Below are 13,895 nucleotides of genomic sequence, written 5' to 3'. Positions count from 1 at the left end.
AAAGGATGCAAGAAAAGGAATACAATAAGAAAAATTTATTCTTAAAGGCTCAATATTTATTGGAATTTAATAAGATTTTGGAATTAGCTTCAGAATATACTGTTTCGGATGAAGCTCGAAGTCGATTGTTAGAATTACAACATTCAGAATTGAATGTTAATCCAATTGATGAATTAATATTGATTGAAGAGCTAAGTACCGTTTTAAGAAGTGTAAATTTTAATTTATCCACGTACCACTCAATTGAAAAAGATGTGCAACTACTGGAAATTCAAAATGCTGAACTTTCAAAAGACACCTTTATTAAAATCAGAAAGCTCGCTATTAATGTGCTTCAGATTTTACAATTACTTAAAAAGGATGAACTTAAGTCTTGTGCTTTGCTTATTAACTTTATTAGTTTATTTCCTGATTTAAATTTTGTCTTAAAATCAATTAATGAAATTTTTGATGATGTAAATGAAATTCGAGACCAAGCATCCCCTGAGTTGCAAATTTTAAGAGATAAGATTAAAAAATTTCAAAAAGTATTATACTCAACTTTTAAGAAGCAGCTTGAACTTGCAAGAGTCCAAGGAATATTAGCAGAAGGAGAGGAATCTATTAGAAATGGACGTTTTGTATTTAGAGTGTTGGCTGAACATAAACGGAAGACTCCAGGAATTATTGTTGATGAATCAGATAGTGGAAAAACAGTTTTTATAGAACCCCAAGTTTGTGTTGAGTTAAATAATGATTTAATTGAATTAGAATTAGAAGAAAAACGTGAAATTTCAAAAATTTTAAAGCTACTGACAATCAAAATTAAGCCTTTTAATAATGATTTTATAGAAGCCTATAATTTACTTGTTTCCTTTGACGTTTTGCTTGCTAAATCTCGGTTTGGAATTTCAATACATGCTATTCGACCGCATATAAGTTCAGACCAAAATCTAATTATAAATAATGGATTTCATCCTTTGTTATATATTAATTTGTTGAAGAAAGGGGAAACACCACAAGCTTTAAACTTCTTCTTAAATAATAAAAACCGAATTCTATTAATTTCTGGGCCAAACGCAGGTGGAAAAACAGTAGTTTTGAAGACTGTTGGCTTATTGCAATTAATGTTGCAAAAAGGATTTCTGATTCCAATTTCAAAGGGGTCTGTATTTCCCATTTTTAATAATATTTGGGTTGACATCGGTGATTTGCAATCTATTGAGGACGGCTTGAGTACATATTCTGCGAAGATGACTTATATGAAATGCCTGCTTCAGAATTTTGATGAGAAATCTCTTATTTTAATTGATGAAATTGGAAGCGGTACAGAGCCGAAAATTGGAGGTGCTATTGCAGAGAGTATTTTGGTTGAACTTATTAAAAAAAATGCTATGGGTGTGCTCACAACACATTACGCAAATTTAAAAGCATTTGCACATTCAACAGCTGGTTTAGTCAATGGTGCTATGCTGTATGATGAATCCAAAATGCAACCAAAATATATTTTGCAAGTTGGAAAACCAGGAAGTTCATACGCATTGGATATTGCTTTAAAGCTTGATTTTCCTAAACATTTAATTGACTACGCGAAGAAAAGAGCCGGTAAGGATTTAGTTAAAATGGAAGATTTAATATCCAAACTGGAAGAAGAGAAAATGCAATTAGTTGATTTAAATACTTCTTATTTAAAAAAATTAGAATCTTTAAATAAAATCATAAAAGCTTACGAAGGTATTCAAAAGCAATATGAATTAAAAAGATTAAAATTAAAAATGGACACAAAGCAGTTGGAACACGAGCAAAGTATACTAAATAGAAATCAACATACGGAACTTGTAAATGAAATTAAAACAAAATTAGATTTAGTTAAAGCAAAACAATTAGCAGAAGAAAATAAAATTAAAGTGAATGCTATTTCTGAAGAATTATTAAGCATTTCAACGGAATACACAAAATTAATACGGAAAGATTTTGGTAATCAGATTTTAAAAATTGGGGATAAAGTAAGTTTACTAAAACATAATATGATTGGCGTCATTTCAGAACTATCTGATAAAACTGCTAAAGTGATTACCGAACATTTTACGTTTAATTTAGATAAAAGTGAATTAGTACTTGTTCAAGAAAGTCTTATTAAGCCAGTTCAAAATTCGATTAAAGTGCAGTTAATTGATAAGGCTTCCAATTTTGTAAGTACCTTGGATTTAAGAGGACAAAGTGCTATGGACGCTCTTAGAATGCTAGATGAGTATATGGATCAGGCACTCATTGCAAATATTAAAGAAATAAAAATATTGCATGGAAAAGGCTCTGGTGCTTTAAGAAAATCAATTCATCAAGTTTTGAAAAAAAATAAATTCATCGAAAATTATTCTCATCCTGAAGAGATTAACGGTGGACAAGGACTTACTATTATTCAATTTAAATAATTGGATAACGAGCTAAAGGCTGAAACGTATCCTCTGCAAATTCCTGATTTAAAAACTTATAATACCCTGCCAGTGCGATCATAGCTCCATTATCAGTACAATAAGATAATTTTGCTGTATACAGTTTCCAGTCATTTGAGTTACAAAGTATTGTCAGTTCCTCTCTTAACTGGGAATTTGCAGAAACGCCTCCTGCAATTCCAATAGCCTTTACTTGGGTTCTAACAGCGGCTAATTTTAATTTTTGAATTAAAGTTTGACAAATAGTTGTTTGAATGGAAGCGCACAAATCGGAGAGGTTTTTCTTAATAAATTCGGAATCTTTATTCAATTGTTCCCGTAAAAAATAAAGAACCGCAGTTTTCAAACCACTAAAACTGAAATTGAAATCTGCGACATTTGAAATTGGAAATTTAAATATTGCTTTGCCAGCTTTGGACAACGAGTCTATAATGGGACCGGCAGGGTAGGCAAGACCTAATAATTTACCGGTTTTGTCAAATGCTTCTCCGGCTGCATCATCAATACTTTGGCCAATTATTTCTAGATCAAAAAAACTTCTCATGAGTGTTAATTGAGTATGTCCACCAGAGACCGTAAGAACCAATATAGGAAAATTCGGCTCGTTATCAATAAACAGCGACATCAAATGTGCATATAAATGATTGACTTCTATTAACGGTATTTTTAAACTTAAAGTAAGTGCTTTGGCAAATGATATACCAACCAATAACGAACCCAATAGACCGGGACCACGGGTGACTGCAATGGCTGATAAATGAGTTTTAAGGATCCCTGCTTCCAATAATGCAGTTTCTGTCAATTCAACAATTGACTCCACATGCTGTCTTGAAGCTGCCTCTGGCACAACACCTCCATATTTTTTATGAATCCATTGACTGCTTATTAAATTGCTTTTGATTTTACCATTAACAATTACAGATACTGCGGTATCATCGCATGAAGATTCAATTCCAAGAATTATTATATCCTTCATAAAATCATAAGAAATTTGATAGAATGGTGTAAAAATACTAATATTGCATATCAATGCGCGTCTTCAATTTATCAGTTTGTATTTAAAAATTCATGTATAACACACCATTTATATCTTCTAACATAAACTTTGAGGCAGAACCTAATGGAATTTGTTTTGACAACAATTATTGCTTAACATCAGAGCGAAATACTGCTATTTTATCAGAACTGATTCCTATATATCCTAATCAAACACAAATTACTAGAGAACTTAAGGATACTTCCTATTTTATCAACTATGTTTTGAAGACCGGTGATTATTCCCTTGCAAAGGAGCGTAAATATAAAATTTCCCATATAGCTGAGTGTATATCCCAAATTATTTCGTTCGGAAATTGTCAAAATAATTGTTGTGTTTATATAAGCATTTACCACAAAAATGCTTTTGTTTTTGTCAAAAGAATTTCAGATCCAATTTTTAGTAATGTTTTTAAATTCTCAACGGCGGAAGACTTTTTATACCATATACAATCAGTATTTGAAGCGCTTAATCTAAATAATAGCAACGATAAAATATTCGTACTAGGATCTATTGATACAGAGTCCCAAATTGTTCGCCTTTTGAAAATTTATTTTCTGAATGTAGCTGTTGAGCATAATTTCAATTTCTCGGGGGAATATTCTGTATGAGAATAACCGGTGGATTTTTAAAAGGCAGAACATTTTATCCACCTGCTGGAAAGTGGCCAACACGTCCAACTACAGATATCGCCCGAGAAGGCCTTTTTAATATACTTTCCAATATGCTTGACTTCGAAGCAATAGCAATGCTAGATCTATTTGGAGGAACCGGAGCTCATGGTTATGAAATGATTTCGAGAGGATGTCAAAACGTAGTGTATGTTGATAAATTTATGCCTTGTTTAAATTTCGTAAAAAAAACTGCAATTGAATTCGACATTTTAGAATTTATTAGCCTAAAAAATGCTGATTATGAGGTATTTATAAATACTAATATAATAAAATTTAATTACATTTTTGCTGGGCCCCCATACCCGTTACCGAATTTAGACCAAATTCCAGACAAAATTTTAGCGGCAAACATGATCCAAGAAAATGGTTTATTAGTATTGGAGCACAATCCACAATATCGATTTGAAAAACATCCATTTTATTGGAAATCAAGAAATTATGGAGAAACATTTTTCAGTTTTTTTCGGCCATAGTTCGTACCTTTGCGAAGGAAATGAGTAATCTTTCAGTTCTATTTAAAGAAACTTTTCAAAATGTTCTTAATATTTCAGGTGATCTGAATGATTACCCTGTAAATTTTTGTACTTCTGAATTTGATGATGACTACACTTTTATTTTATTCCCTTGGCTTAAAAAATTAAATACTAAACCAGAAATACTTGGAGCTCAACTAGGGGATTATTTAATATCTAAAAATTATATAAAATCTTTTTCCGTAGTTAAGGGATTTTTTAATTTTTCTTTACCAGATTCTTATTGGATTTCAAATAATGCTAATTTATTTAATTCGGATTTTAACTTCTCCCTGGAGATCCATTCAAAGCAGCAAAAATACCTTATAGAATATTGCTCACCAAATACAAATAAACCATTGCATTTAGGGCATATCAGAAATATTTTATTAGGATGGTCGCTTTCAAAAATACTGAAAGCATTAGGTCATCAAGTTGAAACCACCCAGGTCGTAAATGATCGAGGGATCGCAATTTGCAAAAGTATGTTAGCCTGGAAAAAATTTTCAAATGGTATAACACCTGAAATAGCAAATATCAAACCAGATCATTTTGTTGGAGATTATTATGTGCTTTTTGAAATTAAATTTAAGGAAGAATATTTGCAATGGCAACAATCAGAAATTGCTAATGAAGTATATTCTAAGCTTAAAAAACCAGATGAAAGTAAATCAGAATTTTTCGTACGGTTTAAAAATGAATACTTTAATCAATATAGCTTATTAGGTAAAGAAGCTCGAACTATTTTAATTTCATGGGAAGCTAATGATCCAGAGGTTATCCAATTATGGAAAAAATTGAATAATTGGGTGTATCAAGGATTCGAGGAAACATTTCGATTATTAAATATTTCATTTGATCATTATTATTATGAATCACAAACCTATTTATTAGGCAAAGATATTGTTCACGATGGCTTAATGAATAATATACTTTACAAGGAATCTGATAATTCTGTATGGATTGATCTTGAAAATGTTGGATTAGATAAGAAAATAATTCTAAGAAGTGATGGTACCTCCGTTTATATAACCCAAGACTTGGGAACCGCAAGAATGCGTTTTCAAAATCATCGAGCCGATAAAACTATTTACATCGTAGCAGATGAACAAGATTATCATTTTAAAGTTTTATTTGAAACCTTAAAGAAACTTAAAGAGCCATATGCTGATGGCCTGTATCATTGCTCCTATGGAATGGTTGATTTACCCACTGGAAAAATGAAATCAAGAGAAGGAACCGTAGTAGATGCTGATGATTTAATCCATGAAGTGATTTCTGAAGCCAGGCATACAGCTGAAGAGCGAGGAGAGATTACTGCATTACCTTTGGAAGAACAGGAAGTCATTTTTTCAAAAATAGGATTTGCTGCATTAAAATACTTTATTCTAAAGGTAGCTCCAAAAAAGCGAATGATTTTTGATCCAAAGGAATCCGTTGACATGCAAGGTCATACAGGACCTTACATAGTAAATGCATATGTTCGTATAAAATCTATATTGCGAAAGGCGAATTGTAAGAATTCAAACGTTATACCTGATTATGTCGATCGTTCAGAAAAGAATCTTTTAAGACAACTTTTGGACTATCCTAAGATTTTACAAGAATCAGCTAGGACTTATGACCCTTCCCATTTAGCAAACTATTTATATTTTGTAGCAAAAGATTATCACAAGTATTACCATGATTTTCGGATATTAAAAGCGGAGTCTGATAATTTAATAGAATGGAGATTGATGTTAAGTGAAAATATTTTAAAAGTTCTTGAACATGGCATGGATTGCCTAGGCATCCAAATGCCGGATAGAATGTAAATGGATATATATGACTGAAGATATACATAAAAAATTGAATTTTTTAGAGGAGTTGGTCGAAGAAGATATTCGCAATGGCAAACATGGTGGCCGAGTCCATACTCGTTTTCCTCCGGAGCCAAATGGTTATCTTCATATTGGTCATTCTAAATCGATTTGTGTAAATTTTGGTTTGGCTGCAAAATATAAGGGTAAAACAAATTTAAGGTTTGACGATACGAATCCTGTTACTGAGGATACTGAATATGTAGATTCCATAAAAAATGATATTAAATGGTTAGGCTTCAATTGGGATGATCGCGAATTTTATGCATCTGATTACTTTGATCAGCTTTTTCAATTTGCAGTTCAGCTTATCAAAAAAGGTAAAGCTTATGTCGACGATTCTACTTCAGAAGAAATTGCGGCTATGAAAAAGAATCCTATGGAACCAGGTATTTTAAGTCCATTTAGAAATCGAACGATAGAAGAAAACCTGGATTTGTTTTTTAAAATGAAGGATGCCAAGTTTATGGAAGGGGAGAAGGTACTTCGAGCAAAAATTGATATGAATGCACCAAATATGCATTTACGTGACCCTATTTTATATAGAATTTTATACAAGCCGCATCATAGAACAGGGAATACATGGTGTATTTATCCAATGTATGATTTTGCCCATGGGCAATGTGATTCAATAGAGGGGATCACCCATTCTATTTGCACATTGGAGTTTGAAAATCATCGGCCTTTATATAATTGGTTTATTGAAGAATTAGGAATTTTCCCATCACAACAAACAGAGTTTGCAAGACTAAATCTTAGCTATACTGTGATGAGCAAACGTAAATTACTTCAATTAGTAAAAGATTCATATGTAAATGGATGGGACGATCCTAGGATGCCAACTTTAAGTGCTTTGAGAAGACGAGGATATACAGCCGAGTCTATCCGTCACTTTGCATCTTTAGTTGGCGTAGCCCGTCGAGATAATGTAATAGAACTTGAATTATTGGAGTTTGCGATTCGGGAAGATTTAAATAAGAAAGCAAATCGGGTCATGGCTGTATTAAATCCATTAAAACTAGTTATTACAAATTATCCGGACCAAATTGAACAATTGGAAATAGAAAATAATCCTGAAGATATAGCATCAGGATCCCGAAAAGTGCCCTTTGGAAAGAATATTTTTATCGAGCACGATGATTTTATTGAACAGCCAGAGGAAAAATTTTTCAGATTAAGCCTGCATGGGAAAGTTCGGTTAAAAGGTGCATATATTATTGAATGTAATGACCTTATTAAAAATGAAAAGGGTGATATTTTGGAATTACACTGTAGTTATTTTCCAACATCAAAAAGTGGCCAAGATCAGTCTGGAATTAAAGTTAAATCTACCATTCATTGGGTGGAACAAACGCAATCCATAAACGCTGAATTAAGATTATATGATAAACTTTTTACGGTTCCGGATCCTGATAATCAAGAAACCGATTTTAAAAACTATATCAACCCAGATTCGTTGGTTGTTAATTATAATGCACGTGTGGAGCCGTATCTAAAAACTGCTAAAATAGGCAGCTACTTTCAATTTATAAGAAATGCATATTTTACACCTGACCTGGATTCAACATCTGAAAAATTAATTTTTAACAGAACGGTAAGTTTAAAAGACTCCTTTGCAAAAACTCAGGATAAATCAAAAAAGGCAAAATGAAAAAGAAGCCTAAAATTATTTTAACAAGTAAAGAAATGAACATTGCAATTGATCGTTTGTGTTATCAATTGATTGAGCATTATAATGATTTTAGCAATACTTGCATTCTTGGCATACAATATAAAGGTGCATTGCTTGCTGAAAGAATTTTTAACAGACTCCATGACTTATCAAAAAATATACATCTGGAATTTGGTAAACTTGATATTACTTTTTCAAGGGATGATTTTAAATCTAGTTTCAAAAATCACCAATCATATCCAACTGAAATTAATTTTTTAATTGAATCTAAGAATGTCATTCTGGTGGATGATGTGCTATATACTGGACGAACAATACAAGCTGCGTTGCAGGAAATTCAAAGTTTTGGCCGTCCTTCAAAAACAGAGTTATTAGTTTTAGTAGACAGACGTTTTAATAGACAAGTACCTATCCAGGCAGATTATTGTGGTATCCGAGTAGATGCTTTAGATAATTCTTATGTAAAAGTTGATTGGATTGAAGAGCAGGGTAGTGATCGGGTTTTATTTTATGAAGAAGAGCGAATTTAAATTGAAATATAAATAATGGCTGATCCTAAATTAAGCACCAGGCATTTGATTGGAATACGCGATCTTAAGCTAACTGATATTGAATTAATTCTGGAAACAGGGAAGCAATTTAAAGAGGTATTGCAACGCCCTATAAAGAAAGTACCGTCTTTAAGAGACATCACAATTGCAAATCTATTTTTTGAAAATTCTACTCGAACCAGAATGTCTTTTGAATTGGCAGAAAAAAGATTATCAGCAGATGTCATAAATTTTTCTTCCAGTGGATCTTCTGTAACAAAAGGAGAAACTTTGTTGGATACTGTCCAGAATATTCTGGCAATGAAAGTAGATATTATTGTACTTAGACATTCTTCTGTAGGTGCAGCTAAATTTTTAACAGAGAAAGTACCAGCTACCATCATAAATGCTGGTGACGGCACTCATGAGCATCCTACGCAAGCATTGTTGGATGCCTTTTCTATTTTGGAAGTCATGGGCAAGCTTAAAAATGTAAAAGTTGCATTAATAGGTGATATTTTGCATAGTCGAGTGGCATTATCAAATATACTTTGCCTCCTTAAACTTGGTGCCAAAGTTAAAGTTTGTGGTCCACCCACATTAATACCTAAATATATTGAGGAACTGGGTGTAGAAGTAGATTACAATATAAATTCTGTTTTAGAGTGGTGTGATGTTGCAAATGTTTTAAGAATTCAAACGGAACGGATGGATCTTCAATATTTTCCATCTGCAAGAGAATATAGTCAGTTTTTTGGGGTAGCTAAAGCACTACTGGATAAACTAGAGAAGAAAATTGTTCTAATGCACCCTGGACCTATCAATAGAGGAGTCGAATTAAATACAGATGCAGCGGATTCTGAATATTCAATCATCTTAGATCAAGTAGAAAATGGCGTTGCAATCCGGATGGCTGTGCTCTATTTATTGGCAAATAATCGTGCATAATTTTTATTCCAAGCGCTATAATCATGGGAAAATATATTTTGCATTTGCCAAAATGGTATCCCAATGCGGAGGATGACCTAGAAGGTATTTTTGTAAAGCGCCATATTGAAGCAAGTCACACAAAATTTGCAATTGTCATTTTTGCGAAAGTATGCAAACAAATAAATTCAAATAAAATTTATTACATCCAGGAATCCAAATTAAAAAATGGAATTGAATATTTAGCCTATTATCGTAAAGAAATTTCAGGTATTTTAATTCTTGACAGGCTTATAAAATTTTTACTGTATTTTTTTCTGCTTTCTAAACTCATTAAAGCAACTATAAAAAAGTATGGATTGCCAGAATTAATTCATGTGCATGTTTTACTTCGATCTTCAATTATTGCATTTGTTTTCAGTAGCATTTATCGTGTTCCATTTTTAATCACCGAGCACTCTACATATTATACTTCGGGGTTTACTAAATCTAAATATAATTTTAAAAATAAGATTCGAAAATTTATTGTGAGAAACGCCCGGGCAGTAATTACTGTTTCGAAAGATTTGGAAATTGGAATGCATGCCTTTGGGCTATATAACAAGAACTACTTTTTACTTTATAATTCTGTTGATATCCATATTTTTACAAATAAAATTCATTTAATAAGAAAAGGTTTTTCTTTTTTACACGTTTCAGAGTTTAAAAATGACCACAAAAATTTATTGGGTCTATTAGAAGTTGTAAGATTATTATCGTTGAAATATAAAAATTTTAAACTTAATTTAATTGGATATGGGAAGGATTTAGATTTAGTTTTAGGGTTTATTCAAATGCATCAATTGACTGAAATTGTTAAATATCATGGTAAATTGCAAAATTTGGAATTAGCCAATTGGTATCAAAGTTCGGATGCATTAGTGCTTTTTAGCAATAAAGAAAATATGCCTTGTGTTATTGCCGAAGCTTTGTGTTGCGGCACACCTGTCATTAGTACCGGGGTAGGAGGGATCGCAGAAGTTATAAACATTAATAATGGAATTCTAATTGAGAAGGGAAACAGTATCGCATTATATGCCTCCTTAGAAAGCCTTCTGAACGGCACTAAGAATTTTGACCCTGAAACCATATCACGCGATGCTCAAATTTTATTTTCAACAGGCGCAATAGGAAATCGCCTAGATCACATTTATTCCATTTGCTTAAACACCTTGAAAGTAGGTTAAAATATTGTTATTGTAAGGCTGTTGACAGCTATTTTTATAGACTTGCAATAACTTTGACTAATAAATTAGATAAACTGAATAGTTAAGATATGCAGCTTTTGAATCGAACTATAATTTTTGGAATATTCCTCCTTCATACTTGTTTGTTTGGTCAGTCCTATAAAATCAAAGTAAATATTCAGGGCTACACAAATGATACTTTGCTATTAGGATATCATTTTGGAGATAAACAATATATAAGGGACACAGCATTCAGGAATAACAATAGCTTTGTTTTTACGAAAGATACCTTGTTAGATCCAGGAATGTATCTTATTGTAACCATGCCATCCCATGATTTTTTCCAAATTTTAATTGAAAAAGATAAGCAAAACTTTAGTATTGAAACTTCCAACGATAATCTTTCGGGAGCCTTAAAATTTAAAGGATCTAAGCTAAATGAGGATTTTATAAAATATATTGATTTCATAACTGAAAGAAGAACAAAGGCCGATTCTTTAACTAAAATAAGTAAGAATCTTGCTGATAGTTCTCAATCCAAATCTATAGAAGAAGTTTTATTAAAATTAGATAAAGAAGTAAAAAATAAGCAACAAGAGATTATCCTAACACAACCCTTGAGTTTATTAAGTTTAATTATAAAATGGAGTCTAGAGGTGGAAATACCGGACTTTAGTAAAGAACCAGCCGACAAGAAGGATCTAATTATTTTTAATTATTATAAAGATCATTACTTTGATTTTTCAGACTTTAAAGATGATAGAGCTGTGAGATTACCTTTATTTTCTCAAAAGGTTGATCGCTATATACAACGATTAACAATGCAACATCCAGACTCTATAAATGTAGCCTTGGATTATATTTTATCTAAATGTATTGTTGGTTCTGAAAATTATAAATACCTGTTATCCAGTTATTTAAACCAATATGCGAATTCAAAATTTGTTGGAATGGATGGAGTTTATGTTCATTTAGTGGAGCAGTATTATGCAAATAACAAGGCAAGTTGGATGGATCCGGAGAATCTGGCGAAAATGGTCAGTGATGCTAAATCTTTAAAACCCTTATTAATTGATAAAATTGCCCCGGATATTCTTGTATATAAAAAAGATTCTTCTCAAATACGGTTACATGAACTAAAATCTCCTTATCTTGTACTAATGTTTTGGGCACCAGATTGTGGACATTGCAAAAAATCAATGCCTTTAATAGTAGACTTTTACAATAAATTTAAGACTCGAGGAGTTGAAATTCTCGCTGTCTGCACGAAGACAGGAGTAGATGAGAAAACCTGTTGGGAATCCATGGAAAGTATGCATATGAATGGCTGGATAAATGCTTCAGATCCAAGTCACGCATCCAGATTTAAGCTTATTTATGATTTGAAAACGACCCCACAAATTTATATTTTAGATAAAAACAAAAAAATATTAACAAAAAAAATAGGTGCTGAACAGTTATCAGAAATTATGGATAAACTGTTGAATATCAAAGAAAACGAATAAAATAAACGAATAATAGAAGAGCTCAAATGGTTTTTTAAATTATCAAACATTTATGTATTATAAAATATTATAATATATTTGTGCCTGATAACGTTGTTGTCATAGTATTAACTACTAAAACCATTGAGTATGACCTTTTTAAAAACCTATTCTAAAGGCATTCTATGCCTACTCTTGATTGTAGCCTCTTTTTCTTGTAATAAAGAAACACCTACACCCACAGGAAACTCATTTGTAAATAATTTTGAAGCTACCCTTGTAACTGATTGGCTTGATTTATCGTTAGACCTTGGTACTAAGTGCAATGGGTTTAATGACCCTATAGCCAGTAGAGCACTTTATTATGTGAGCCTTACTTGCTACGAATCACTCCTAGGTGGATTATACAATTATAAATCACTCCAAACCAGAATCAATGGCTTTAATACTACTTTACCTCAAGCTGATCCAAATAAAAGTTATAATTGGATAATCGTTGCGAATCAAGCATTAGCTATTGTGTCAACCGATTTATACAAAGCTTCTGGAGTTGAAAATTTAGCAAGAATTACTAAATTAAGAGATAAATATGTAAAATCAGCATCGATTGAGTTATCAACTGACATTGTTTTTAACTCAAAAGAATTAGGCAACGAAATTGGTTGGAAAATTAGTGATTTTGCAAATGCAGATGGTCAAGCTGATTCCTATTTAAGAAATTTTCCTGATGTAAATATGCCTGTAAAAGAAGGATCATGGATTCCAACACCTCCGGATTATTCACAAAAACCTCTATTACCTTATTGGGGAAATTCCAAATTAGCACTATTAGAAAATGCAACCAATGTAGCACCTTTGAGACTTTTGACCTATAGTACGGCACAAACTTCTATTATGTATTCAGAGGCTGTTGAGCTTTATAATATGGCGACAAATATTAACCCTGCTCAACGTGAGATTTATGAATACTGGCACCAGGATAAAGATCCTCATGTATCACCGGTATGTCATAATACTTCGCTTATGATTCAACTTATAAAAGAGCGCAAATTTCAGTTGGATCATGCCATTGAATTAGCATTAAGACTTTCAATAGCACAATATGATGGCTATATAGTCAGTTGGAAAACAAAATTTTCGTATAACTTACTTAGACCTGCCAGTTATATCAAACAAAATATAAATAAGTATTATATACCATTTTATAGTAATACTCCTGTGCCAGATTTTGTCTCGGAAAATGCACTTATTTATAGTGCTTGTTCTGAAATATTAGGAATGTACTTTGGATACCGAACTCCATTTATGGATTACACACAAGCATCAAGAACGGATTTAAGAGAGAACCGCAAATACTTTGAAACTTTTAATATTATGGCTAAAGAAGCTTCATATTCTGATATGCTAGGTGCAATCTATTTCAGGAGTAGTATAGATGCAGGTTTCCAAATGGGCTATGATCTCGCTCAAAATGTTATAAATTTAGAATTAAAGTAATCCCATATTTAAATATAAAAACAAAATAAAGCCGGCAAACCACCGG

11 protein-coding genes are annotated in these 13,895 nt (G+C 32.0%); 10 read left to right on the top strand and 1 reads right to left on the bottom strand.

Features of this window, described 5'->3' with window-relative positions; all coding sequences use genetic code 11:
- Positions 1–5: 5 nt before the first annotated feature.
- Positions 6–2,411: a Smr/MutS family protein gene (locus IPO86_10685; protein ID MBK9728574.1), complete on the top strand. Its 2,406-nt coding sequence runs from the start codon at positions 6–8 to the stop codon at positions 2,409–2,411.
- Here the strand turns inward: IPO86_10685 and tsaD are convergent.
- Entirely contained in the window at positions 2,404–3,408 is a 1,005-nt protein-coding gene (gene tsaD / locus IPO86_10680; protein ID MBK9728573.1) for a tRNA (adenosine(37)-N6)-threonylcarbamoyltransferase complex transferase subunit TsaD, read from the bottom strand. The two genes, IPO86_10685 and tsaD, sit on opposite strands and share 8 nt — an antisense overlap.
- 92 nt (positions 3,409–3,500) lie before the next feature.
- Here tsaD and IPO86_10675 point away from each other — a divergent pair, with 92 nt between their 5' ends.
- From IPO86_10675 to IPO86_10635, 9 genes are all read left to right on the top strand, one after another.
- The gene (locus IPO86_10675) at positions 3,501–4,079 is read left to right on the top strand and encodes a DUF3822 family protein (GenBank protein MBK9728572.1); all 579 of its coding nucleotides are present in this window, start codon (positions 3,501–3,503) and stop codon (positions 4,077–4,079) included.
- A complete protein-coding gene (locus tag IPO86_10670) occupies positions 4,076–4,615 on the top strand; it encodes an RsmD family RNA methyltransferase (protein MBK9728571.1) in 540 nt (179 codons plus the stop codon). Before IPO86_10675 ends, IPO86_10670 begins: the two co-directional genes overlap by 4 nt.
- A 20-nt stretch (positions 4,616–4,635) precedes the next feature.
- Entirely contained in the window at positions 4,636–6,468 is a 1,833-nt protein-coding gene (locus IPO86_10665; GenBank protein MBK9728570.1) for an arginine--tRNA ligase, read from the top strand.
- A 10-nt stretch (positions 6,469–6,478) separates the two neighbouring features.
- Positions 6,479–8,164 carry a glutamine--tRNA ligase/YqeY domain fusion protein gene (locus tag IPO86_10660; protein ID MBK9728569.1) on the top strand — a complete coding sequence of 562 codons (1,686 nt, stop codon included), beginning with the start codon at positions 6,479–6,481 and terminating at the stop codon, positions 8,162–8,164.
- Positions 8,161–8,715: a bifunctional pyr operon transcriptional regulator/uracil phosphoribosyltransferase PyrR gene (pyrR, locus tag IPO86_10655; protein MBK9728568.1), complete on the top strand. Its 555-nt coding sequence runs from the start codon at positions 8,161–8,163 to the stop codon at positions 8,713–8,715. The genes IPO86_10660 and pyrR overlap by 4 nt, the downstream gene beginning before the upstream one ends.
- 15 nt (positions 8,716–8,730) lie before the next feature.
- On the top strand, positions 8,731–9,663 hold the full coding sequence (locus IPO86_10650; protein ID MBK9728567.1) for an aspartate carbamoyltransferase catalytic subunit: 933 nt from the start codon (positions 8,731–8,733) through the stop codon (positions 9,661–9,663).
- A 23-nt stretch (positions 9,664–9,686) separates the two neighbouring features.
- Positions 9,687–10,868, top strand: a complete 1,182-nt coding sequence (locus IPO86_10645; GenBank protein ID MBK9728566.1) for a glycosyltransferase — start codon at positions 9,687–9,689, stop codon at positions 10,866–10,868.
- An 89-nt stretch (positions 10,869–10,957) separates the two neighbouring features.
- A complete protein-coding gene (locus IPO86_10640; protein ID MBK9728565.1) occupies positions 10,958–12,373 on the top strand; it encodes a redoxin domain-containing protein in 1,416 nt (471 codons plus the stop codon).
- Positions 12,374–12,502: 129 nt separating this feature from the next.
- Positions 12,503–13,849 carry a hypothetical protein gene (locus tag IPO86_10635; GenBank protein ID MBK9728564.1) on the top strand — a complete coding sequence of 449 codons (1,347 nt, stop codon included), beginning with the start codon at positions 12,503–12,505 and terminating at the stop codon, positions 13,847–13,849.
- The last annotated feature ends 46 nt before the right edge of the window (positions 13,850–13,895 follow it).

The sequence above is a fragment of the Saprospiraceae bacterium genome (genome assembly GCA_016717265.1).
Lineage (GTDB): Bacteria > Bacteroidota > Bacteroidia > Chitinophagales > Saprospiraceae > Vicinibacter.
Note: the sequence above shows the minus strand (reverse complement) of the source record. Positions and strands in the feature narration are given on the sequence as shown.